This window comes from Noviherbaspirillum soli (genome assembly GCF_015352955.1).
Classification (GTDB): Bacteria; Pseudomonadota; Gammaproteobacteria; order Burkholderiales; family Burkholderiaceae_D; genus Noviherbaspirillum_A; species Noviherbaspirillum_A soli.
In genome coordinates this window covers 274134-296842 of sequence record NZ_JACYOX010000003.1, presented here as the reverse complement: position 1 = coordinate 296842, position 22709 = coordinate 274134, and the positions used below count along the sequence as shown (strand labels likewise).

General features: G+C 65.0%; 19 protein-coding genes and 1 pseudogene. 14 read left to right on the top strand and 6 right to left on the bottom strand.

Annotated features, from left to right (window positions below):
- Window positions 1-55: 55 nt before the first annotated feature.
- Window positions 56-1165: an S-(hydroxymethyl)glutathione dehydrogenase/class III alcohol dehydrogenase gene (locus IGW04_RS05400; RefSeq protein ID WP_194712004.1), complete on the bottom strand. Its 1110-nt coding sequence runs from the start codon at window positions 1163-1165 to the stop codon at window positions 56-58.
- A gap of 334 nt (window positions 1166-1499) precedes the next feature.
- On the opposite strand from IGW04_RS05400, the gene IGW04_RS05395 reads away from it, so the two are divergent.
- Window positions 1500-3479 carry a sigma-54-dependent Fis family transcriptional regulator gene (locus IGW04_RS05395; RefSeq protein ID WP_194712003.1) on the top strand — a complete coding sequence of 660 codons (1980 nt, stop codon included), beginning with the start codon at window positions 1500-1502 and terminating at the stop codon, window positions 3477-3479.
- Between the two features lie 218 nt (window positions 3480-3697).
- Here the strand turns inward: IGW04_RS05395 and IGW04_RS05390 are convergent, their stop codons facing one another.
- Window positions 3698-4609: a LysR family transcriptional regulator gene (locus IGW04_RS05390; RefSeq protein ID WP_194712002.1), complete on the bottom strand. Its 912-nt coding sequence runs from the start codon at window positions 4607-4609 to the stop codon at window positions 3698-3700.
- Between the two features lie 180 nt (window positions 4610-4789).
- Between IGW04_RS05390 and IGW04_RS05385 the strand changes: the two genes are divergently transcribed.
- The 9 genes and pseudogenes from IGW04_RS05385 to gph all read left to right on the top strand — a co-directional run bounded on the left by IGW04_RS05385 (window position 4790) and on the right by gph (window position 13377).
- Window positions 4790-6253, top strand: a complete 1464-nt coding sequence (locus IGW04_RS05385; RefSeq protein WP_194712001.1) for a form I ribulose bisphosphate carboxylase large subunit — start codon at window positions 4790-4792, stop codon at window positions 6251-6253.
- 44 nt (window positions 6254-6297) lie between these two features.
- Complete coding sequence (locus tag IGW04_RS05380) at window positions 6298-6720, top strand: ribulose bisphosphate carboxylase small subunit (RefSeq protein ID WP_194712000.1); 423 nt, start codon at window positions 6298-6300, stop codon at window positions 6718-6720.
- A 13-nt stretch (window positions 6721-6733) separates the two neighbouring features.
- On the top strand, window positions 6734-7699 hold the full coding sequence (gene cbbX, locus IGW04_RS05375) for a CbbX protein (RefSeq protein WP_194711999.1): 966 nt from the start codon (window positions 6734-6736) through the stop codon (window positions 7697-7699).
- Entirely contained in the window at window positions 7687-8445 is a 759-nt protein-coding gene (locus IGW04_RS05370) for an HAD-IA family hydrolase (RefSeq protein WP_194712045.1), read from the top strand. Before cbbX ends, IGW04_RS05370 begins: the two co-directional genes overlap by 13 nt.
- Window positions 8417-8623, top strand: a pseudogene (locus IGW04_RS05365) (hypothetical protein); the annotation flags it as partial. The gene IGW04_RS05370 and the pseudogene IGW04_RS05365, both read left to right, overlap by 29 nt.
- A 62-nt stretch (window positions 8624-8685) precedes the next feature.
- A complete protein-coding gene (locus IGW04_RS05360; protein WP_194711997.1) occupies window positions 8686-9759 on the top strand; it encodes a class 1 fructose-bisphosphatase in 1074 nt (357 codons plus the stop codon).
- Between the two features lie 17 nt (window positions 9760-9776).
- On the top strand, window positions 9777-10661 hold the full coding sequence (locus IGW04_RS05355; protein ID WP_194711996.1) for a phosphoribulokinase: 885 nt from the start codon (window positions 9777-9779) through the stop codon (window positions 10659-10661).
- A gap of 9 nt (window positions 10662-10670) precedes the next feature.
- The gene (gene tkt / locus IGW04_RS05350) at window positions 10671-12674 is read left to right on the top strand and encodes a transketolase (protein ID WP_194711995.1); all 2004 of its coding nucleotides are present in this window, start codon (window positions 10671-10673) and stop codon (window positions 12672-12674) included.
- Window position 12675: 1 nt separating this feature from the next.
- Window positions 12676-13377 (top strand): phosphoglycolate phosphatase, encoded by a 702-nt coding sequence (gene gph, locus IGW04_RS05345; RefSeq protein ID WP_194711994.1) that lies wholly within the window; start codon window positions 12676-12678, stop codon window positions 13375-13377.
- On the opposite strand, the gene IGW04_RS05340 is transcribed toward gph, so the two are convergent.
- Window positions 13361-13729 (bottom strand): hypothetical protein, encoded by a 369-nt coding sequence (locus tag IGW04_RS05340; RefSeq protein WP_194711993.1) that lies wholly within the window; start codon window positions 13727-13729, stop codon window positions 13361-13363. The genes gph and IGW04_RS05340 overlap by 17 nt on opposite strands.
- A 190-nt stretch (window positions 13730-13919) precedes the next feature.
- Here IGW04_RS05340 and IGW04_RS05335 point away from each other — a divergent pair, with 190 nt between their 5' ends.
- Window positions 13920-14372, top strand: coding sequence for a hypothetical protein (locus IGW04_RS05335; protein ID WP_194711992.1), 453 nt, complete (start codon window positions 13920-13922; stop codon window positions 14370-14372).
- Between the two features lies 1 nt (window position 14373).
- Here IGW04_RS05335 and IGW04_RS05330 read toward each other — a convergent pair whose 3' ends face one another.
- The 3 genes from IGW04_RS05330 to IGW04_RS05320 all read right to left on the bottom strand — a co-directional run bounded on the left by IGW04_RS05330 (window position 14374) and on the right by IGW04_RS05320 (window position 18349).
- Window positions 14374-16632 carry an alpha,alpha-trehalose-phosphate synthase (UDP-forming) gene (locus tag IGW04_RS05330; protein ID WP_194711991.1) on the bottom strand — a complete coding sequence of 753 codons (2259 nt, stop codon included), beginning with the start codon at window positions 16630-16632 and terminating at the stop codon, window positions 14374-14376.
- A 9-nt stretch (window positions 16633-16641) separates the two neighbouring features.
- Window positions 16642-17721: a mechanosensitive ion channel family protein gene (locus IGW04_RS05325; protein ID WP_228526867.1), complete on the bottom strand. Its 1080-nt coding sequence runs from the start codon at window positions 17719-17721 to the stop codon at window positions 16642-16644.
- 133 nt (window positions 17722-17854) lie between these two features.
- Window positions 17855-18349 carry a MarR family winged helix-turn-helix transcriptional regulator gene (locus IGW04_RS05320; protein ID WP_194711989.1) on the bottom strand — a complete coding sequence of 165 codons (495 nt, stop codon included), beginning with the start codon at window positions 18347-18349 and terminating at the stop codon, window positions 17855-17857.
- Between the two features lie 194 nt (window positions 18350-18543).
- On the opposite strand from IGW04_RS05320, the gene IGW04_RS05315 reads away from it, so the two are divergent.
- The 3 genes from IGW04_RS05315 (at window position 18544) to IGW04_RS05305 (ending at window position 22571) form a co-directional block, all read left to right on the top strand.
- The gene (locus IGW04_RS05315) at window positions 18544-19824 is read left to right on the top strand and encodes a chloride channel protein (RefSeq protein WP_323744813.1); all 1281 of its coding nucleotides are present in this window, start codon (window positions 18544-18546) and stop codon (window positions 19822-19824) included.
- 132 nt (window positions 19825-19956) lie between these two features.
- Window positions 19957-20991, top strand: coding sequence for a porin (locus IGW04_RS05310; RefSeq protein ID WP_228526865.1), 1035 nt, complete (start codon window positions 19957-19959; stop codon window positions 20989-20991).
- A 62-nt stretch (window positions 20992-21053) separates the two neighbouring features.
- On the top strand, window positions 21054-22571 hold the full coding sequence (locus IGW04_RS05305; RefSeq protein WP_194711988.1) for a BCCT family transporter: 1518 nt from the start codon (window positions 21054-21056) through the stop codon (window positions 22569-22571).
- Window positions 22572-22709: the final 138 nt, after the last annotated feature.

The following is a 22709-nucleotide window of genomic DNA, read 5'->3' as shown; positions in this document are numbered from 1 at the left end:
GCCAGCCATTCAGGAGCTCCGGCCGCGCGGCCGGATTGCCGCTCGCAAGCCCGTTTCAGAAAGTCACCACCGAGCGGATCGACTTCCCTTCATGCATCAGGTCGAAGGCGTCATTGATCTTTTCCAGCGGCATCACATGGGTGATCAGGTCATCGATGTTGATCTTGCCCTCCATGTACCAGTCAACGATTTTCGGCACGTCGGTGCGGCCGCGCGCGCCGCCGAAGGCCGAACCCTGCCAGACCCGCCCGGTGACGAGCTGAAACGGCCTGGTTGAAATTTCCTGGCCGGCGCCGGCAACGCCGATGATGGTGCTCTTGCCCCAGCCCTTGTGGCAGCATTCCAGCGCCTGCCGCATCAGGTTCACGTTGCCGATGCATTCGAAGGTGTAGTCGGCGCCGCCCCTGGTCAGGTCCACCAGGTAAGGCACGAGATCGCCCTGCACCTCCTTCGGGTTGACGAAGTGGGTCATGCCGAACTTGCGCGCCAGTTCCTCCCGCGCCGGGTTGATGTCGACGCCGATGATCATGTTGGCGCCGACCATCTTCGCGCCCTGGATCACGTTCAGGCCGATGCCGCCCAGGCCGAACACCACCACCGTCGAGCCCGGCTCCACCTTGGCGGTGTAGATCACCGCGCCGATGCCGGTGGTCACGCCGCAGCCGATGTAGCACACCTTCTCGAACGGCGCATCCTCGCGGATCTTGGCCAGCGCGATTTCCGGCACCACGGTGTAGTTGGCGAAGGTGGACGTGCCCATGTAATGGAACACTTCCTTGCCGCCCAGCTTGAAGCGGCTGGTGCCGTCGGGCATCACGCCGCGACCCTGGGTGCTGCGTATGGCCTGGCATAGATTGGTCTTCTGCGACAGGCAGTATTCGCATTGCCGGCATTCCGGCGTGTACAGCGGAATCACATGGTCGCCCGGCTTCAGGCTTTTCACGCCTTCGCCAACCTCGATCACGATGCCGGCGCCCTCATGGCCCAGGATGGCCGGGAAGATGCCCTCGGGATCATCGCCCGACAGCGTGAACATGTCGGTATGGCAGATGCCCGTGGCCTTGATCTCCACCAGCACCTCGCCTGCGCGCGGGCCTTCCAGCTGCACTGTTTCTATTGTCAGCGGTGCGCCCGCCTTGTGGGCTACTGCGGCTCGTACATCCATGTAAAACTCCTTGAGGATTGATTTGGAAAAAACAGCCAGCCAAAAAACGGGCATAAACTCGACTGCAAGGCTGGGCGAACGCGGCCTGACTGAGCTGAATTCGAGACATCTGCCGCCTTCCTGTCTTGTTTATTGAACAGTTCAAAAAAGCAAATTAGCTGTTTGCACAAAGACGCCAGTTCATCTAAGCTCAGCACAGCCTTACAGCCCGTATCAAGCGCCGTTGCAGGGGCCTTGTCGGCACCATCAGCAAAAACCGAGCCATCAGAGCACGGACGCGACCAGGGAGGCAAAAAAACAGGGCGTCCACAAGGACAGCTCATGGAGACGAGACATGTTGACGCAAGAGCATCATCGCAGCCGCATCCAGTCGGCCGTTGAACGCATTTCGAGCGCGCCCGTCGCAGTGCCCAATCACATCACCGATTCCTGGATGCGCTGCATGCGGGACTACCAGCTCGATCCAGCCATCATGATCGAACCCTACATCGTGGAAAAGGCCGAGCTGCAGGAAAGACAGCACCGCTTGTCCCATGTGCTGAGCGCGGCCAAGGCGGAAATGACCAACCTGTTCCAGCAGATCGCCGGCTCGGGCTATGCCATCATGCTGACCGACGCCGACGGCGTGCTGATGAACTACTTTGGCGACCTCGGCTTCACCCATGCCGCATCAAAGACCGGCATGATGCCCGGCGCGGTCTGGTCGGAACGCTACCAGGGCACCAACGGCATGGGCACTGCCCTGCTGGAAAAGCGGCCGACCATGGTTCAGCAATATGATCACTTCCTGTTCCGCAACACCGGCCTGACCTGCGCCGCCGCGCCCGTCTTCGATACCACCGGCGAGGTGCTGGCGGTGCTGGATGCCTCGGGCGAAACCCACCTTGCGCCCAAGCACGTGCTGGACCTGGTCAACATGTCGGTGCATACCATCGAGAACCGCATCTTCATGAAGTCCTTCGAGGGCCAGCGCTTCATGCACTTCCATAGCCGCCCGGAATTCGTCGGCACCGTCAACGCCGGCATTCTTGCGCTGGACGAAGATGACCGTATCGTGGCCGCCACGCGGCATGCGCTGCTTCAGCTGGGGGTCAAGTCCTGCGAACTGCTGCACCATCCGCTGGAAGAGTTCTTCAATGTATCGTTCGACTCACTCAGCCGCGAGACCAGCAAGCTGGCCAGGCCGGTGGCGCCCATATTCGACGCCCGCTTCGGCCGGCGCTTCTATGCCTATGGCGTAGCAACGGCGAAGAATTGCGTGATGCCTTGCTCCGGGCTGCCGGCCACCGGCTGCGACGCCGACGAGCATGGCTGCCGCACCCCGCTGGAGCGCCTGCGCTATGGTCCCGAGCCGACCATGAGCCGCAACATCGACGCCGCCAGCCGGGTGCTGGAACGCGACGTGCCGATCCTGCTGTACGGCGAAACCGGCACCGGCAAGGAGATGTTCGCCAAGGCGCTGCACCAGTCCAGCCAGCGCGCCAGCCAGCCTTTCGTGGCGATCAACTGCGCATCGATACCGGAGTCGCTGATCGAGAGCGAACTGTTCGGCTACAAGTCGGGCGCCTTCACCGGCGCCAGCAAGGAAGGCCAGCGCGGCAAGATCTTCCAGGCCAACGGCGGCACGCTGTTCCTCGACGAGATCGGCGACATGCCATTCGCCTTGCAGGCGCGCCTGCTGCGGGTGCTGGAAGAACGCGAGGTCGCGCCGCTGGGCAGCGAGATGCCGGTGCGCATCGACATCCGCCTCATCAGCGCCACCCATTGCGACCTGCTTGAAAAGATAGAGCGCCGTGAATTCCGGGAAGACCTTTACTACCGGCTGCAGGGCCTGACGCTGACCATGCCGCCGCTGCGGGAACGCGGCGACCGTCGCGAGCTGATCGGGCATCTGCTGCGCAGCGAGCAGACCGATTGCGGCGAACTGTCGATGACGCCGGAACTGATGGATGCGCTGGACCAATACCGCTGGCCCGGCAACGTGCGTCAGCTGCGCAATGTGCTGCGCACCATGGTGGCACTGCGCCGTGCCGACCTGCTGACCCTGGCCGACCTGCCGCCGGACATCCTGCGCGCCCGCCAGGCGCAGCCGGCGCCACCGCAGGAGGCGATGCAGCAGGAATGCCAGCTCAATCCCCTCAAGTCGGCCGAACGCGAAGCCCTGCTGCAGGTGCTGAAGCGGGCACGCTGGAACATCAGCACCGTGGCAAGGGAACTGGGCGTGGGGCGCAATACGCTGTACCGCAAGCTGGAGCGGCTTAACATCGATCTGTCGGACGGGAAAAAGCCGTGCGGGGAGGCGGACAGCCGGTAGGGCGGGGTCAGCCTGACCGGCGGCGGCGGTTGGCGCTGCCATTGCCGTTTGCTCCTGCCGCTGCTTGTGAAGTTGCCGTTCAATCCTGGACGGCAAAAACTGGTACTTGCACAATATTCTTTATCGGGAGCCGGCTGGAATGCTCTCGCGGCATATTGCTCCTTGCGAAATCGGCCTTCCGCGAGGCCGCCGATTCGCCAAGTAAGGCTCCCCCGATGTCATGCCCAGACCTTCACCAGCGCCGCCGCCTCCTCCATCAGAAAATTCTTCAGCGCCTCGGCCGCAGGCGACAGCCGCCGTGCGCCAAGGTGGGTCACATACCACTGCCTTATCACCGGCAGCCCGGCGATGTCGAGCAAAACCAGGTGACCCGATGCCAGCTCATGACGCACCGTGCGCAGCGACAGGAATGCCATGCCCATGCCGGCCATCACCGCCTGCTTGATGGTCTCATTGCTGGGCATCTCCATCACCACCCGCGGCGTGACGCCATGCTCGGCAAAAACCGCTTCCATCGTGCTGCGGGTGCCCGACCCCTGCTCCCGAACCACGAAGTCCTGGCCGTCAAGCGCCGACATTGATGCGCCGCGCCGGCGCGACAGCGGATGGTCGGGCGCGCACACCACGCCCATCGGATTCGTGGCGAACTCGGTGGAGCAGCAGTCCAGCCCCTGCGGCGCCCGTCCCATGATCACCAGGTCGATTTCATTGCGCGCCAGCAGCTTCATCATGCTTTCCCGGTTATGAATCTGCAGCGTGATCGCGATGTCGGGAAACTGCTTGCGAAACCGCATCAGCAGCATCGGCATGAAGTACTTGGTGGTGCTGACCACCGCAAGATCGACCTTGCCATGCTTTAAGCCGCGCTGGGCGGCCACCAGATCGTCCAGCTCCTTCAGGCGCGCCAGGGCGGCAGCCGCGCAGCGCTCCACCTCGCGCCCGGCATCGGTCAGCCGCACCCGGCGGCCGATGACTTCCAGCAAGGGCAGGCCCAGGCTTTCCTCAAGCTGGCGCAACTGCATCGATACCGCCGGCTGCGTCACATGCAGGCGGTCGGCAGCGCGCGAGACCGATTCGCTGCGGGCGACTTCCATGAAGGTGTCGAGTTGTCTCAGGGTATAGCGGCGCATGATGTATCAGTTTTTCCTGATGCTTTGCCCATCATTGCTGATTAGACCTTATCGAATGCCCCTTGTACATTGGCTTCAACGGAGCTGCGCACCAATCGGCATGATGGTTGTGCCGCCGCAAGCCTCGGCCCCGACCCCGATACATTCACAAAAGGCGCAAGCCGCGTACAGGAGATGGCAATGGGTGCAAGTGAAATGCAGCAAATTACGGACCAGAAGAAGCGCTACTCGGCGGGCGTGCTGAAATATGCCCAGATGGGTTACTGGGACAGCGACTACCAGCCGAAGGAGACCGACGTGCTGGCGCTGTTTCGCATCACGCCGCAGGATGGCGTGGACCCGATCGAGGCCGCCGCCGCGGTCGCCGGCGAATCCTCCACCGCCACCTGGACCGTGGTCTGGACCGACCGGCTGACAGCCTGCGACATGTACCGCGCAAAGGCCTACCGCATAGACCCGGTGCCGAACAACCCCGGCCAGTATTTCTGCTATGTCGCCTACGACCTGTCGCTGTTCGAGGAAGGCTCGATCACCAACGTGGCCGCCTCCATCATCGGCAATGTGTTCAGCTTCAAGCCGCTGAAGGCGGCGCGGCTGGAAGACATGCAGTTCCCGGTCGCGTATGTGAAGACCTTCGCCGGGCCGCCGACCGGCATCGTGGTCGAGCGCGAGCGGCTGGACAAGTTCGGCCGGCCGCTGCTGGGCGCCACCACCAAGCCCAAGCTCGGGCTGTCTGCCCGCAACTATGGCCGTGTGGTGTATGAAGGCCTGAAGGGCGGCCTGGACTTCATGAAGGATGACGAGAACATCAACTCCCAGCCCTTCATGCACTGGCGCGACCGCTTCCTGTGCGTGATGGACGGCGTCAACCGGGCGTCGGCCGCCACCGGCGAGATCAAGGGCAGCTATCTCAACATCACCGCCGGCACCATGGAAGAGATGTACCGGCGCGCCGAGTTCGCCAGGGACCTGGGATCGGTGATCGTGATGATCGACCTGGTGGTCGGCTATACCGCGATCCAGTCGATGTCCCACTGGTGCCGCCAGAACGACATGATCCTGCACCTGCACCGCGCCGGCCATGGCACCTACACCCGGCAGAAGAACCATGGCGTGTCGTTCCGGGTGATCGCGAAATGGATGCGGCTGGCGGGGGTCGACCATATCCATGCCGGCACCGCGGTCGGCAAGCTGGAGGGCGACCCGATGACGGTGCAGGGCTACTACAACGTCTGCCGCGATGCGAAGACCACGGTGGACCTGCCGCGCGGCATCTACTTCGACCAGGACTGGGCCGCATTGCGCAAGGTGATGCCGGTGGCCTCGGGCGGCATCCATGCCGGCCAGATGCACCAGCTGCTGGACCTGTTCGGCGACGACGTGGTGCTGCAGTTCGGCGGCGGCACCATCGGCCATCCGCAGGGCATACAGGCTGGCGCCACCGCCAACCGGGTGGCGCTGGAAGCGATGGTGCTGGCGCGCAATGAAGGCCGCGACATCCGCAACGAAGGGCCGGACATCCTGCGCGAGGCCGCCAGGTGGTGCAGCCCGCTGAAGGCGGCGCTCGACACCTGGGGCGACATCACCTTCAACTACACGCCGACCGACAGTTCGGACTTCGTGCCCACCGCATCGGTGGCCTGAACCACGCACTGCACAGCGCCAGCAACCCAACGAAAGAGGACATCATGCGCATCACTCAAGGCACCTTCTCCTTCCTGCCCGATCTATCCGACGAGCAGATCATCAAGCAGCTCGACTATTGCCTGGACAAGGGCTGGGCGGTCGGCATCGAGTACACCGACGACCCGCATCCGCGCAACGTCTATTGGGAAATGTTCGGCAACCCGATGTTCGACCTGCGGGACGCGGCCGGCATCATGCTGGAGTTGAACAGCTGCCGCAAGACCTATCCCGCTCATTACATCCGCGTCACCGCCTTCGACTCCACCCATACGGTGGAAAGCGTGGTGCTGTCCTTTATCGTCCAGCGGCCGCCGCAGGAGCCCGGCTTCCGGCTGGTGCGGCAGGAGATCAATGGTCGCTCGATGCGCTACAGCATCGAGAGCTATGCCACCCAGTCGCAGCCGGAAGGCATGCGCTATCAATAGGCCGGGAGGCATCATGACCGTGATCGACACGCCCCTGGAGCATCACAAGCCGGCACAGGCGCATGTCGCCGGCGCCGGCTCCCTGAAATCGGCGCTGGCCGCTTCCGGCATCGCCGACCTGCTGGCCCAGCTGGAACGCGAGCTGGTGGGACTGGCGCCGGTGAAGTCGCGCATCCGCGATATCGCCGCGCTGCTGCTGGTGGACCGGCTGCGCCAGGACCGCGGCCTGTCGGCTTCGCCGCCCAGCCTGCACATGTGCTTCACCGGCAATCCCGGCACCGGCAAGACCACGGTGGCCATGCGCATGGCGCAGATCCTGCACCGGCTCGGCTATGTGCGGCGCGGCCACCTGGTGGCGGTCACCCGCGACGACCTGGTGGGACAGTACATCGGCCACACCGCGCCCAAGACCCGCGAGGTGCTGAAGAAGGCCATGGGCGGCGTGCTGTTCATCGACGAGGCGTATTACCTGTACCGGCCGGAAAACGAGCGCGACTATGGCCAGGAAGCGATCGAGATCCTGCTGCAGATCATGGAGAACCAGCGCGACGACCTGGTGGTGATCCTGGCCGGCTACAAGGACAGGATGGACCGTTTCTTCGAGTCCAACCCCGGCATGTCCTCGCGCATTGCCCACCACATCGACTTCCCGGACTACGGCGCCGGCGAACTGGAGCGCATCGCGCAGCTGATGTTGAAGGACATGCAGTACCGCTTCGACGACCGGGCCGGGGAAGTGTTCCGCCAGTACCTAGAGCGGCGCATGACGATGCCGCATTTCGCCAACGCCCGCAGCGTGCGCAATGCGCTGGACCGCGCCAGGCTGCGCCATGCATCGCGCCTGCTGGCCGCAGGCGGCGACGTCGACGACGAGGCGCTCGTCACCATCACCGCGCCCGACCTGCTGGCCAGCCGGGTGTTTGCAGACAACCCCGAGTCGCCGCAAAGCGCACAGGAGCCATCATGCTGCAAGCCCTGATCTTCGACGTGGACGGCACGCTCGCCGACACCGAAAGCGCGCACCGCGCCGCCTTCAATGCCGCGTTTGCCGAGGCCGGCCTGGACTGGAACTGGTCGGAAACGCTGTACACCAGGCTGCTCGACGTGGCCGGCGGCAAGGAGCGCATCGCGCATTACTGGCGCAGCGTGGACCCGCTGCACGCCGCGAAAAGCGGCGAGACGATCAACCGCATCCACGCCATCAAGACCCGGATCTATGAAGCGCAGGTCAGCGGCGGGAGGCTGCCGCTGCGTCCCGGCATCGAGCGCCTGATCACCGAGGCGGCCGAGGCCGGCCTGCCGATGGCGATCGCCACCACCACCACGCCGTCCAATGTGGACGCGCTGCTGCGCGAGCCGCTGGGCCGCAACTGGCGCCGTCTGTTTGCCGCGGTTTGCGATGCCGGCACCACGCAGCGCAAAAAACCCGCGCCGGACGTGTATCTCGCCGCGCTGCATGCGCTGCGCCTGCCGGGCTATGCCTGCATTGCCTTCGAGGATTCCGCGAACGGCCTCGCCGCCGCCAGCGCAGCCGGCATCCCGGCCATCATCACGCCCACCGCCTGCACCGTGCTGCATTCCTTCAGCGACGCGCTGCTGGTGCTGCCGCATCTCGGCGATCCGGCGCATCCGCTGGAACGGCGCATCCCCGGCGCCGAGCATCGCTGGGTCGACCTGGCGGCGCTGACGCGCTGGCATGAAGGCACCCTGTTCGAGGCCAGCTGAGATGGGCGCCGCGATGCGCATTGCGTCCTCCACCCTGCCGGCCGACTTCGCCCGTCCGGGCAAGGAAGTGCGGGCCATCGAGGCGGCCGGGGCCGACGTCATCACCTTCCATCCGGAAGCCAGCCGGCATGTGGGCCGGACACTGGGCATGGTTCGTGAATACGGCTGCCGCGCCGGACGAGGATGGCGGTTATGGCGGCAGGCGCTTGCCCGACAGAAAACGACAACAGGAGACAGACGATGAACCCGGACATGCGCATCACCCTGACCCAGTTCCTGATCGAGGAACGGCGCCGCTTTCCCGGCGCCAGCGGCGACTTCAACAGCCTGCTGCTCAATGTCGCGCTGTGCTGCAAGCGCATCGCCCGCAAGGTCGCCGCCGGCGCGCTGGGCGGCGTGCTCGGCGGCGCCGGCGCGGTCAATGTGCAGGGCGAGTCCCAGCAGAAGCTGGACCTGATCAGCAACGCCCTGTTCATCGAAGGCAACAACTGGGGCGGCTACCTGGCCGGCATGGCATCCGAGGAAATGGACGAGCCCTACCAGATTCCGGACTGCTACCCGAAGGGCCGCTATCTGCTGCTGTTCGACCCGCTGGACGGCTCGTCGAACATTGACGTGAATGTATCGGTCGGGAGCATATTTTCGGTGCTGCGTGCGCCGGAAACGGAACAGCCCGTGACAGAGCGCGACTTCCTCCAGCCCGGCGCCCGGCAGGTGGCGGCCGGCTATGCGATCTACGGCCCGACCACGATGCTGGTGCTGACCGTGGGCAATGGCGTGAACGGCTTCACGCTCTGCCCGCAGCTGGGCGAGTTCATGCTGACCCATCCGCGCCTGTGCGTGCCGGCCGACACCAGCGAATTCGCGATCAACGCCTCCAACAGCCGTTTCTGGGAAGAGCCGGTGAAGCGCTATGTGAATGAATGCATGGCCGGACGGACCGGCAGCCGCGGCCGCGACTTCAACATGCGCTGGATCGCCTCCATGGTGGCCGAGGCGCACCGCATCCTGATGCGCGGCGGCGTCTTCCTCTATCCGCGCGACAGCAAGGACAGCCGCATGCCCGGCCGGCTGCGGCTGCTGTATGAAGCCAATCCGATCGGCTTCGTGATCGAGCAGGCTGGCGGCCGCGCCAGCACCGGCCGCCAGCCGGTGATGGATGTGGCGCCCTCCTCGCTGCACCAGCGGGTCGGCCTGATCTTCGGCTCGCGCCACGAGGTCGAGCTGATCGAGCGCTATCACAACGCGCCGCCGCCAATGGAGCTGCCCGAGCCGCTGTTCTGCGAGCGCAGCCTGTTCCGCACCCCCGCCTGAGACCACCCGGAGGCATCATGTCAGAACGCTATCCCATCATTGCCATCACCGGCTCCTCCGGCGCCGGCACCACTTCGGTGACCCGCACCTTCGAGAACATCTTCCGGCGCGAGAACCTCAGCGCCGCCATCATCGAGGGCGACAGCTTCCACCGCTACAACCGCGAGGAGATGAAGGAAAGGCAGATCGAGGCGGAAAGAAGCGGCGACCGCAACTTCAGCCATTTCGGACCGGACACCAACCTGTTCGCCGAACTCGAGGGCCTGTTCCGCAGCTACGGTGAAAGCGGCACCGGCCGCCGCCGCAAATACCTGCATGACGCCGGGGAGGCTGCGCCCTACGAGCAGAAGCCCGGCACCTTCACGCCCTGGGAAGACATCGAGCGCGGCACCGACCTGCTGTTCTATGAAGGCCTGCACGGCGCGGTGGTGCATGGGGATATCGACATCGCCAGGCATCCGGACCTGCTGATCGGCGTGGTGCCGGTGATCAACCTCGAATGGATACAGAAGCTGTGGCGCGACAAGTCCAAGCGCGGCTACTCGACCGAAGCGGTAACCGACACCATCCTGCGCCGCATGCCGGACTATGTGAATTACATCTGCCCGCAATTCACGCATACCCATGTGAACTTCCAGCGGGTGCCGTGCGTGGACACCTCCAACCCATTCATTGCGCGCGACATCCCGGCGCCGGACGAGAGCTTCGTGGTGATCCGATTCGCCAATCCCAAGGGCATCGATTTCCAGTACCTGCTCAACATGGTCAGGGATTCCTTCATGTCGCGGGCCAACACCATCGTGGTGCCGGGCGGGAAGATGGAACTGGCGATGCAGCTGATCTTCACCCCCTTCATCTGGCGCATGATGGAACGCAAGAAGCGCGCGATGAGCCAGCTCTAGGAGACCGCAATGAACGCACCCGACAAAGTGGCCGCCAACGCGGCCGACGCCATCCGCTTCCTGGCCGCCGACGCGGTTGAACAGGCAGCCTCGGGCCATCCCGGCGCGCCACTGGGCATGGCCGACATCGCCGAAGTGCTGTGGCGCCGCCACCTGCGGCACAACCCGGCCAATCCGCATTGGCCGGGACGCGATCGCTTCTTGCTCTCCAACGGCCATGCATCGATGCTGCTGTATGCGCTGCTGCACCTGTCCGGCTATGACCTGCCGATGCAGGAGATCAGGCGCTTCCGCCAGATGCATTCAAGAACGCCCGGCCATCCGGAGCACGGCGTCACGCCCGGCGTGGAGACCACCACCGGGCCGCTCGGCCAGGGCCTGGCCAATGCGGTCGGCATGGCGCTGGCGGAAAAAATGCTGGCCGCGCAGTTCAACCGGCCGGGCTTCGAGCTGATCGACAACCATACCTATGTGTTCCTGGGCGACGGCTGCCTGATGGAAGGCATCAGCCATGAAGCCTGCTCGCTGGCCGGCACGCTGAAGCTGCACAAGCTGATCGCGCTGTATGACGACAACGGCATTTCCATCGACGGCGACGTGGCCGGCTGGTTCACCGACGACACGCCGCAGCGGTTTCGCGCCTATGGCTGGCATGTGATCGCGGATGTCGACGGCCATGATGCCGCGGCCATCGATGCCGCGCTGCATGCGGCCAGGGCGCAGCGGGACGCGCCAACGCTGATCTGCTGCAAGACCACGATAGGCCACGGCGCGCCGGGCAAGGCCGGCGGCCACGATGTGCATGGCGCGCCGCTCGGGCCGCAGGAAATCCGGGCAATGCGCGATTTTGGCGGCTGGCCGCATCCGCCCTTCGCCATTCCGCAGGAACTGGCCGACGCCTGGGATGGCCGCGCCCGCGGCGCCGCGCTGGAAGCGCAGTGGAATGAACGGTTCGCGGCTTACCAGGCGCAGCATGGCGCGCTGGCGGCCGAACTGCTGCGGCGCCTCCGTGGCGAACTGCCTGAAGGCATCGACGATTGCTTCGATGCGCTGCTGGCCAACAACGCCGAACTGGGAAAGAAGCTTGCAACCCGCAAGGCTTCCCAGCTGGTGCTGGAAGCCATCAGCCCGCTGCTGCCGGAACTGTTCGGCGGCTCGGCCGACCTGACCGGCTCCAACCTGACCAATGTGCCGGCGTCGGTCAGGGTCAACGATCACGGCGCGGGCAATTACCTGAGCTATGGCGTGCGGGAATTCGGCATGGCGGCGATGATGAACGGCATGGCGCTGTACCGCGGATTCATCCCCTACGGCGGCACCTTCCTGACCTTCTCGGACTACTCGCGCAATGCGATTCGCATGGCGGCGCTGATGAAGCAGCGGGTGATCCATGTGCTGACCCATGACTCGATCGGCCTGGGCGAGGACGGCCCGACCCATCAGCCGGTCGAGCATCTGGCCACGCTGCGCCTGATCCCGGGCAACCGCGTCTGGCGACCGTGCGACGGCGTCGAGACGGCTGCCGCCTGGCGAGCCGCGATCCGGCGCGATGATGGACCGACCTGCCTGGCCCTGTCACGGCAGGCGCTGCAGCCCTTTGCCCGCGACGAGGCACAGATCGCCGGCATCGCGCGTGGCGGCTACGTGCTGCAGGACTGCGACAGGCCGCAACTGGTGCTGATCGCCACCGGCTCGGAAGTCGGGATCGCCGCCGAGGCCGCGGCGCAGCTGCGGGACAAGGGCCATCGGGTGCGCCTGGTGTCCATGCCCTGCGTCGAACTGTTCCTTGCGCAGCCGGCCGACTGGCGCGATGGCGTGCTGCCGCCCGGCGTGCCGCGGCTGAGCGTCGAGGCCGGCGTCACCTGGCTCTGGCGCTCCGTGGTGGGCGACAGCGGCCTGGCGCTGGGCATCGACCGTTTCGGCGAATCGGCGCCGGCCGGCGAGTTGTACGGCTATTTCAAGCTGACGCCGGCCGACATAGCCGCCAGCGCCCAGGCCCTGCTGGAAGCCTGAGATGGTTGCCACCGCGAAGCGGCCGCGGGCCGTGCTGGTCGATCTGGACGGCACCATGGTGGACAGCGTGCCCGATATCGCTGCGGCAGCAAACCGGATGCTGGCGCAGCTGGGCGCGCCGCCGTTGCCGCTGCAGACGGTGCGCAGCTTCATTGGCTGGGGCGTGGCCCATCTGGTGCGCCAGGTGCTGGCCCATGCGCCGGGCGTCGGGCCAGCGGATGAAGCCGGCGCCCTTGCCATCTTCGAGCGTCACTACATCGATTGCAACGGCCGCCACAGCACCGTTTTTGCTGGCGTGCAGCAAGGCCTGGCCATGCTGCGCGGGCTGGGCTATGCGCTGGCCTGCGTGACCAACAAGCCGCGCCCCTACACCGAGCCGCTGCTCGATGCGCTGGGCCTGTCGCCCTGCTTCGACACGGTAGCCTGCGGCGAGCCTGCGCTGCCGCTCAAGCCTCACCCGGCGCTGTTGCTGGCTGCCTGCAGTCGTCTCGGCGTGCAGCCCGCGCAATGCGTGATGGTGGGCGACTCGGGCGTCGACGCCAGCGCGGCGGACCGGGCCGGCATGCCGGTGTACCTGGTGCGCTACGGCTATCGCAATGCCGCCGCGCCGGATGCGGCGCCCTGCAACGGCTACATCGACGCGCTCGACGAATTGCCAGCCTTGCTGGGACAGGCTGGGGCCGCGGTCAGCGCAAGCGGCTAGCCGCCCAGCCATCGCCCTTCCTGGCGATGCGCAGCAGCACCGTGCTGGACCGGAAGCCGCCGTTGGGCACGGTCATTTCCATCTGCACCGTGCATTCCCATGCCTGCGCTTCGGTGGCTGGCTGGCAGCCCTTCTTGCGCGCCGCATGCAGCTTCACCAGCATGTCCGGCGGCACATCTCCCTTGCCAAGGCGCTGGTGGTATTCGACGATGGGCAAGTTGGCGCGGGCCACGTCGCGCTCGGCCAGCGCCAGGATGTCGGACTCGGTCGGCTCGCCGGATTGAGCCTGGGCCGGCGGCGCAGGGATCAGCGATGCGGTCATTGTGGTGACAGCGAAGATGAGTGCCTTCATGCATTTTCCCCCTGGAATGCCGGCATGACGGCCGGCGCGAAATACCATGCAAGGTCCGCGCCATCCTTGCGGCGGCCGGCTGCCGCGGCATGCAGGCTTGACTGGACCATCATGCCATCGCTGCGGTGCGTGTGAAAACCGCGTTTCTGGTCTACATTGCATGGACCCTCCCCTCATGCCGGGAACAGCCATGGATCCCACCCAGCAACTCCTGACCCAGCTTCTCAGCGTGGCAATACAGCTGTCCGGGCTGCCTGGCATCCATGTCAGCGAACTGCCGCCGGTGGTGCTGCTGCCGCGCGCCGAACTCAACAAGACCGTCTGCAGCAGCGCGCCGGTGCGCTGCGCCGGGCTGATCGCGGCCTTCGACACCCAGCGCTACCGCATCGTCGCCGACGACAAGCTCGACTTCGACGATCCGGTGGACGCTTCCTTCCTCGTGCATGAAATGGTCCATGTGCTGCAGTTCAAGCAGACCGGCAGCGCCGGCTTTACTTCCTGCACCGCGGTGCTGCAAAGCGAGGAGCAGGCCTACGACGTGCAGAACCGCTATCTGCGGCAGAACAACCGGCCGGCGCGGCAAGGCAGCATGCTGCGTTTTTCCCGCTGCCCGCGGGAGCCGGCGGCGAATGCGCCGCCCTGAATCAGTCGATGCGCGCGGACCGGCCGCCGTGGGCGTGAATGCTGGACATGACCCGCTGGCGCTGGCGCAGGCGGGCGGCATCGAGCAGCATGCGGCCGGCCCAGCGATAGACATTGAAGTCGCGCACCAGCGTGCGCATGCTGCGCATGCGCGCCTTCTGCTCGGCCGCCGGCATCGTCAGCGCCTGGTGCAGGGCCCCGGCACTTTGTTCGATGTGGTAGGGATTGACGATCAGCGCCGCATGCAGTTCCATTGCCGCGCCGGTGAATTGGCTCAGGATCAGCGCACCCTGTTCATCATCGCGCGCCGCGATGTATTCCTTGGCGACCAGGTTCATGCCGTCGTGCAGGCTGGTCACCATGCAGACATCGGCGGCGCGGTAATAGCGGTTGACCTCGTGCTGTTCATGATGCTCGGCCTTGAGGATGATGGGCTGGTAGCTGCCGCTGCCGAAACGCTGGTTGATGCGCTGCGTCAGCTGCCGCACCCTGGCCTCGAAATTCTGGTACTCGTCCAGGCTGGAACGGCTCGGCGCGGCGATCTGGACCAGCGTAACCCTCCCCACCATTTCCGGATGCAGTTCAAGCATGCGCTCCACCGCCTGGAAACGCTCCGGTATGCCCTTGGTGTAATCCAGCCGGTCCACGCCTATGCCCAGAAGATGTCCCGGCGACAGGCCAAGCGCATGGCGTATCGAGGCGCGGCATTGCGCCACGTCCTGTCCGTCCGGCCCGGGCTGGTCCGGCCAGGCAATCGAGATCGGGTAATTCTCCACCTGGGTCAGCTTGCCGCCATAAGACACCGTGGACGCCTCGTTCTCGATCCGGGCTTCCAGGTAGCGGTCCACCGTGTCCAGGAAATTCTTGCGATGCAGCGGCGTGTGAAAACCGAGGATGGTGCTGCCCAGCATGCCTTCGAGGATCTGGGTGCGCCAAGGGCAGATGCCGAAGGACTCGGCGTTGGGCCAGGGTATGTGCCAGAAAGTGATGATGGTTGCCTCCGGCAGCCGTTCCCTCACCAGCCGCGGCAGCAGCGCGAAATGATAGTCCTGCACCAGCACCACCGGATTGCTGGTGCGCGCCTCCTTCACCACCGCGTCGGCAAAGCGCCGGTTCACGGCCACATACTGTTCCCAGTCGGTGAAACGGAACACCGGCCGCACATGGGCGATATGGCACAGCGGCCACAGCCCCTCGTTGGCGAAGCCGTAGTAATAGCCCTGCTCCTCCTCCTTGCTCAGCCAGACCCGCCGCAGGGTGTAGCTCGGATCACCCGGCGGCACCTGCACCCGGTCGTGCTTGTCCACGGTCTGGCGGTCGGCGCTGCCGGCGCCATGCGCGATCCAGGTGCCCGAACAGGCCCGCATCACCGCTTCCACCGCGGTCACCAGGCCGCTCGCCGGCCGCCGCACCTCGACGCCTTCAGGCGTGTCGACATGGATGTACGGCTCGCGGTTGGACACCACCAGCACCTCGTCGCCGGCCAGTTCATTCTGCAGCAAGGCGCGCAGCTTGTCCGGCGCCGACACCTGGGCGCCGCCATCCTGCTGGCGGTCGCGCTGGTACTCGTGCAGCAGGTTGCGCAGGTCGCCAATGAGCGGCTGCATTTCCGCCGGCGCGCCAGCGGCGGGCGCGCGCAGCAGCAACTCGCCGCGCAAGAGGCTGCGCACGCCATTGACCCAGCCGCGCCAGCTCAACTGGGCGATGACCACCGTCAGCACCGCAATCACCAGGGCGAGCAGCGCGAACATGGTGAAGACGTATTTGCGGGTATCGGCGCTGCGCCGCTCGATAAAGCTCATGTCATGCACCAGCAGCAGCCTGCCCACGAGCACGCCGTCCTGCATCAGGTCGCTCCCGGATACATGGACGGCGCCCTGCGGCAGGCGCAGCATCGCCCTGTTTTCACTGCCGGCCTTGCCCTGGGCCGGACGGCTGCAGGGAATCGATGCGGGAAAGGTTGCCGTCTTGTACAGCAGGCTGCCGGCGGCGTCGCACAGCCCCAGCGCATAAAGCCGTTCATCGCGGATGGCGCGGTCGAACAGCTGGTTGATCTGCCTGCGCGCCTTTTGCGGCAGATAGCCCAGCAAGGGCTCTTCCAGCGCGCTGGCCAGCAGTTGCGACCGGATGTCGAGGTCGCGCACGAACCAGCGCACTGTCAGTTTTTCGGTGAGGGGCACGGCCGCGTAGGCGAACAGCACGAGCACGAGCGCCAGCGGCAGCAGGAAACGCAGCGAGAGACGAAGCGACTGGGACGGCATGGCGTCTCCTCAGGCAGCCCTGGCGGCGGGGATAGCTGCCAGGTGGCTGGCGGCAGCCTGCATTTGCTCGGGCGCCAGGCGCAACAGGCTCACCGGATAGGCGAGGGAGATTTCACGCGCATTGAGCGCCTCAAGCAGCGCCAGGTTGATGGCCTGCTGAATATCCATGTACTTGTTGAAGTCGGGATCCAGCACGAAGTACACCACTTCGAAAAGCAGGGCGCTGTCGCCATAGCCCTTGAAATGGGCACGGTCGAAACGGGTCTGCAGTTCGGAGGAAATGATTTCCCGCACGATGCCGGGCAGCGCCCGCACCTGCTCGATCGGCGTTTCACGGGCGATGCCGAACTCGAACAGCACGCGCCGCTCCTGCATGCGCTTGTAATTGCGGATGCGGTTTTTCAGCAATTCGTTGTTGGAGAAGATGATCTGCTCGCCGCCCAGGCTGCGCAGGCGCGTCGTCTTCATGCCCACGTACTCGACGGTGCCCATGTAGGAGTCGACGACGATGAAATCGCCGATCACGAACGGCTTGTCGAGCGCGATCGACACCGATGAAAAGATATCGCCGAGGATGTTCTGCACCGCCAGCGCGACCGCAATGCCGCCTATGCCCAGGCTGGCCATGAGCGTCGTGATGTTGAAGCCCAGGTTGTCCAGGGTTACCAGCACGGCGACCGACCACAGCACGATGCGCGCCACCAGCCCGGCCAGCATCAGGTGCGTGGCGGACGCCGGATTGCTCGTGCGCTGGCGCTCGAAGGCGCGCTCCACGGCAACGGTGACGATGCGGTTGGCCCACAGCGCTATCTGCGACACCAGGATGATGATCCAGGCATAGTTGAGCCACTTTTCCTGGCGCGGGTTCAGGGTCAGCTGGCTGACGCCGGCCAGCAGCGCGACCCAGCACAGGAAGGGCAACCGCGTGGCGCCAAGCACCTGGGCCACATAGCCAAGCACATTGAAGCGGGAGGCTTCGGCCAGCCGGCGCAACTGGCGCGTCAACAGGGCCTTGCCTGCGAGCAGGCCGGCAAGTACGGCGATGAAAACGACTGCGGCAAGCATGACGTCGTATGATGGCATCGGCATCAGGTCCATATCTTCTCCATTTTGAAACGCACCTCACCGGCCCGAAGCAGACACGGGGCGGCGCCGGGAATCGCGCGCGGCGAAGCCGGAGCGGTGCGGCTGGGACGGGGCGCGGCGGCGCCCTTCACCAGGACTACAGATTGAATGACAGCGGCTTGTCGCCGGCGTCCTTGTCGGCGTCCTCGACCACGTCGAGCAATGCCTGCAGTCCGGCATTGAGCTTGGCCCGGTCAGCGGCGCTGACCCTGGCCAGCGCTTCCGGAAGCAGGCCGCGCGCCGGTTGCGGCGCCTTGCGCAATACCTTCACGCCGCTGGGGGTGAGCGACAGGTTGACCACGCGCTGGTCGCTTTCGTCGCGCGACTTGAGCACGTAACCGCTTTTTTCCAGCGAGTCGAGCAGGTTGCTTGTGGTCGTCTGGTGAATGGCCATGCGGGCAGCCAGTTCGCCCACCCGCAGGCCAGGCGCGTCGCGCAGTTCCTGCAACATCCAGAGCTGTGCGCCGCTGACGCCGCACTGCTTCTGTATCGCTGTGGAATGCCGCTGCGCGGCACGAATCAAAATGCGGAACTTCCCGAGAATGACCAGCGGATCGTTCGTTTTTGCAGCGCCGGAGCGGGAAGCAGCCATATATTTACCGTTCAGATCAGTATCTTTTTTGCAAATATACATTCGTTACAATGTGTTTCGCAACCTCAATCTCATCATCCTGCGCCTCGGGAGCGCTGCGAATTATATTTGCTAGAATGTAAAAAACAAGGCTATTGATCAGGAAGGCAATGGAAAATCCAGGCTCGCGGCGGACCAGACTGCGAAACGGCGCGGTGACATATTGGCACAAGGGCTGGGCCTGGCTGATCGGCCCCCTGCTGGTAGGCCTGGTGGCGGTCGGGCTCGCCCAAGGCAGTGAAGAGGCCACGCGGCTCAACCGCGCGCTCTGGAGCGCTTATCCATATCTGCCGCTGCTGCTGATGCCGGCGGCGTTCGCCGCACTGGCATGGGTCTGCCGCAACTGGTTTCCCGGCGCCCAGGGCAGCGGGATACCGCAGGCCATCGCCGCCATGGAAGTGCATGACCGTATCCAGCCGAGCTCGCTGCTGTCGCTGCGCATCGCATTCGGCAAGGTGCTGCTGACGATAGGCGGCCTCGCCGCCGGCGCATCGATCGGCCGCGAGGGGCCGACCGTGCAGATCGGCGCATCGATCATGCACGCCTTTCGCGGCCGCGGCCCGCTGAATGGCGAGCAGCAGCGCCGCACCCTGATCCTCGCCGGCGGCGCCGCCGGCATCGCCGCAGCGTTCAACACGCCGCTGGCCGGCATCATGTTTGCCATCGAGGAACTCAGCAGCCAGCATGTCTTCAAGGCAAACAGCTCCACGCTGATCACGGTCGTTCTGTCCGGCCTGGTGTCGCTTTCCCTCCTCGGCAACTACACCTACTTTGGCACCACGGCCACCACACTGGACTGGCGCAGCGGCGCGCTCGCCATTGTGGTGTGCGGCATTGCCGGCGGCCTGGGCGGCGGGCTGTTCAGCCGCCTGATGATACGCAGCAGCGCCGGCCTGCCAGGCCGCGCCGGCCGCTTTGCCCGCTCCCGGCCGTATGCCTGGGCGGCCTCTTGCGGCCTGGGCGTGGCCCTGCTTGGCGTTGTTACCGATGGCCTGGTGTTCGGCACCGGCTATGAACCGACCCGCATGACGCTGGAACAGAGCGGCGCCCTGCCCTGGTACTTTGGCGCAGCAAAGTTCCTGGCCACGCTGATGTCCTCGGCCGCGGGCATTCCCGGCGGCATCTTTGCGCCTTCGCTGGCCGTCGGGGCCGGCATCGGCGACAACGTGGCGGCGCTGCTGCCGGCGCTGGCGCCGCACAGCGCAATGGTTCTGCTGGTGATGGCCGCCTATCTGGCGGGCGTGACCCGCGCGCCGCTGACCTCCTTCATCATCATGATGGAAATGACCGACAGCCATCACATGCTGATGCCGCTGATGGCCACCGCACTCATCGCCAGCGCTGCCTCCAAGCTGGTGTGCAGGACGCCGCTCTACCACACGCTGGCCGAACGCATGCTGCCCGCGGCGAGCGCGGGAACGCCGGGGCGGCACTGACGCCGGCGCCGGACAATCCGGCGCAGGCCCTTCCCTGCCCGGCCCGCCGCTGCCTGCGACTCTACCGCCCGCCTTATTTTTTAAGAACTCTTAATTTCGCGCAAGCCCTTGCTCCATAGGGTTTCGCGCACGATGCTGGCTTGGCACGAATGGTTGTTTGAAGGAGAATCGGCGGCTATACTGCCGAGCTTTTTTATATTCTGCCAAATGCATATTGCCGTCCGACACCAACTTCTGTTCTGGCTCGCCTGTGCAGCGCCATGGGCTGAGGCGCAGTCCAGCGTTGTCCTGTACGGCAACATCGACCTTGGCATCAGCAAGCGCAGCGGCAATCCCCTTGCGCTCGAGCGCGGGTACAACAACTGGTTGGGCATCAAGGGCAGCGAGGCGCTTGGCGGCGGCCTGTCCGCCACCTTCCATCTGCAGACGCGTTTCAATCCGGATACAGGCAGCCTGGAGCGCAACAGCACCTTCTGGCAGGGCGAGTCGACCGTGGGGATGGCGAGCGAGACGCATGGCACGCTGCGCCTGGGCCGGGCGCTGACGCCGCTCTGGAACAATGTGTGGCGCTTCGAGCCATGGCTCAACAGCGGCTTCAATGGCTCGCTGGCCGCATTCCAGACCGGCAGCTACAGCAGCGACGGGCTGAAGGACACGGCTACGGATTACGCCAATTTCTCGCGCATCAGCAACGGCCTCTTTTACGAGAGCCCGACGTTTGGGGGCTGGAGCCTGGATGCGGCCGGCGAAACGGAACGGCTCGCCGGCGCTGCCAAGCGCACGTCTGGCGTTTCGCTCAATTATGCGCGGGGGGCGGTGGAGGCAATGGCGTCCTACGAGAGCAACCGGATTCGCGACCGTATCATGTTGATCGCGGCATCATGGCGCCTCGACAAGCTCACGCTGATGGCATCGCATGCCCGCGTGCACCTCAACCAGGGCGATACGGAGAAAGCCGTCATGCTGGCCGGCACGTACAAACTCGGCAAGGATACGGTGCGCGCGGGATACGGTCGCAATGCTGACCGGCACAGCAGCAAGCTCAGCATGGGCTACATCCATGCCTTGTCCGTGCGCACCAATATCTATGCTGACCTCTACCGCGACCGCGAGCCGGACTTTGGCAGCGCGGTGGGCGCCGCGCTGGGAATCAGCCACACTTTCTAAAAAGCCGCATGGCAGGCCGGGGCACCGGCATTTGCGGCGCCGACCTTTCGTCAGGAGACGTCATGCAGCTCATATTTCCGGCAGGCCTCATTTTTATCGTGGTGCTATGGGGCATCCTTTCGCCAGCCTCCATGGCTGCCGTATTCGACACGGTGTTGGCGGCAAGCATCCGCAATTTCGGCTGGCTGTATTTGTGGATCGTGCTGGGGCTGGTGCTGTTCGCGCTGTTTCTCGCGATGAGCCGTTACGGCAACCTGAAGCTGGGCAGCGAGGACGAGGAACCCGAGTTCTCGGTGGCCAGCTGGTTCGCGATGCTGTTTGCAGCCGGCATGGGCATTGGCCTGGTGTTCTGGGGAGTGGCCGAACCCCTGTCGCATTACAACGCACCGCCTCCGGGCATCGCACCCGGCACGCCTGAAGCGGCCAATGCCGCGATGCGCTATGCGTTTTTCCATTGGGGCCTGCACCCGTGGGCGGTCTACAGCATCGTCGCGCTGGCGATTGCATTCTTCCAGTACCGCCGCCAGTCGCAGGCGCTGATCAGTTCGGCGACCAGCGCCTTGCCTTGGGCAGCGGTGCGCCGGCTATCGGGCCTGTTCAATGCGCTGGCCGTCATCGCCACCGCCTTTGGAGTTGCCGCCTCCCTCGGAATGGGGGCATTGCAGATCAACAGCGGCCTGAAGGCGGTGTTCGGGCTGCCGGTCAGCAACGTCGCGCAGGTGGCGATCATCATCGTCACCGCCGTCATCTTCATCACTTCGGCGACCACGGGGGTCGACAAGGGCATCAAATACCTGTCGAACTTCAACATGGTGGTGGCCGCGCTGCTGATGCTGGCAGTGTTCCTCCTCGGCCCCACCATTGCCATCATTGACACACTGACCAATACGCTGGGCAGCTATCTGAGCGAGATCGTGCGCATGAGCTTGCGGGCGACGCCGTTCCGCGACAGCAATTGGGTTGGCGACTGGACCATTTTTTACTGGGCCTGGTGGATTTCCTGGTCCCCGTTCGTCGGCCTGTTCATTGCCCGCGTGTCGCGCGGCCGGACTGTGCGCGAATTCATTGTCGGCACCGTACTGGCGCCGTCTCTGGCTGCCTTTCTGTGGTTTTCGGTATTTGGCGGCACCGCCCTGACCATGGAGATCTGGCAGCATGTGCCGATCGCGGCAGCTGTCAAGGCCGATGTCTCCACTGCGCTGTTCACCATGTTCGACGCCATGCCGCTGGGCGGGCTGATGTCGGGCGTGGCAACGCTGCTGGTGCTGATCTTTTTCGTCACCTCAGGCGATTCGGCTGTGCTGGTGCTGGGCATGATGAGCACTGGCGGCAATCCGGAGCCGTCTGCCCGCGTCAAGATCATCTGGGGCGTCCTGGTATCGGGCATCGCCATCAGCCTGCTCCTGGCGGGCGGCATCAAGGCCGTGCAGACAGCGACGATCGTGTTCGCCCTTCCGTTTGCCCTGGTGATCATACTGATGGTCATAGCGCTGTGGCGTGCGCTGCGCGAAGACCAGAAGGAAGAAGAGCGGCGCGAGCGCGAACTGCGGCGGCGCATGCGCAACATCGTTGCCAAGTAGGCCGCACTGCCGCAAGGCGATCCGATGATGAGAATCAAGAGGACGAAAATATATTTGAACAAATTTAAACTGCGCACTCTCGAACTGGCGGCAGCGGGAATGGATCATTCATGCGCTGGGCTGGTCGCTCCGCTTCGC

Coding starts and splice junctions, on each gene's coding strand:
- IGW04_RS05355 (WP_194711996.1), top strand. CDS start 9,777: ATGTCAGAACGCTATCCCATCATTGCCATCACCGGCTCCTCCGGCGCC.
- IGW04_RS05390 (WP_194712002.1), bottom strand. CDS start 4,609: ATGCGCCGCTATACCCTGAGACAACTCGACACCTTCATGGAAGTCGCC.
- IGW04_RS05385 (WP_194712001.1), top strand. CDS start 4,790: ATGGGTGCAAGTGAAATGCAGCAAATTACGGACCAGAAGAAGCGCTAC.
- IGW04_RS05395 (WP_194712003.1), top strand. CDS start 1,500: ATGTTGACGCAAGAGCATCATCGCAGCCGCATCCAGTCGGCCGTTGAA.
- IGW04_RS05360 (WP_194711997.1), top strand. CDS start 8,686: ATGAACCCGGACATGCGCATCACCCTGACCCAGTTCCTGATCGAGGAA.
- tkt (WP_194711995.1), top strand. CDS start 10,671: ATGAACGCACCCGACAAAGTGGCCGCCAACGCGGCCGACGCCATCCGC.
- IGW04_RS05325 (WP_228526867.1), bottom strand. CDS start 17,721: ATGCCGATGCCATCATACGACGTCATGCTTGCCGCAGTCGTTTTCATC.
- IGW04_RS05380 (WP_194712000.1), top strand. CDS start 6,298: ATGCGCATCACTCAAGGCACCTTCTCCTTCCTGCCCGATCTATCCGAC.
- IGW04_RS05305 (WP_194711988.1), top strand. CDS start 21,054: ATGCAGCTCATATTTCCGGCAGGCCTCATTTTTATCGTGGTGCTATGG.
- IGW04_RS05330 (WP_194711991.1), bottom strand. CDS start 16,632: ATGCCGTCCCAGTCGCTTCGTCTCTCGCTGCGTTTCCTGCTGCCGCTG.
- IGW04_RS05340 (WP_194711993.1), bottom strand. CDS start 13,729: ATGAAGGCACTCATCTTCGCTGTCACCACAATGACCGCATCGCTGATC.
- IGW04_RS05335 (WP_194711992.1), top strand. CDS start 13,920: ATGGATCCCACCCAGCAACTCCTGACCCAGCTTCTCAGCGTGGCAATA.
- IGW04_RS05400 (WP_194712004.1), bottom strand. CDS start 1,165: ATGGATGTACGAGCCGCAGTAGCCCACAAGGCGGGCGCACCGCTGACA.
- IGW04_RS05320 (WP_194711989.1), bottom strand. CDS start 18,349: ATGGCTGCTTCCCGCTCCGGCGCTGCAAAAACGAACGATCCGCTGGTC.
- gph (WP_194711994.1), top strand. CDS start 12,676: ATGGTTGCCACCGCGAAGCGGCCGCGGGCCGTGCTGGTCGATCTGGAC.
- cbbX (WP_194711999.1), top strand. CDS start 6,734: ATGACCGTGATCGACACGCCCCTGGAGCATCACAAGCCGGCACAGGCG.
- IGW04_RS05310 (WP_228526865.1), top strand. CDS start 19,957: ATGCTGGCTTGGCACGAATGGTTGTTTGAAGGAGAATCGGCGGCTATA.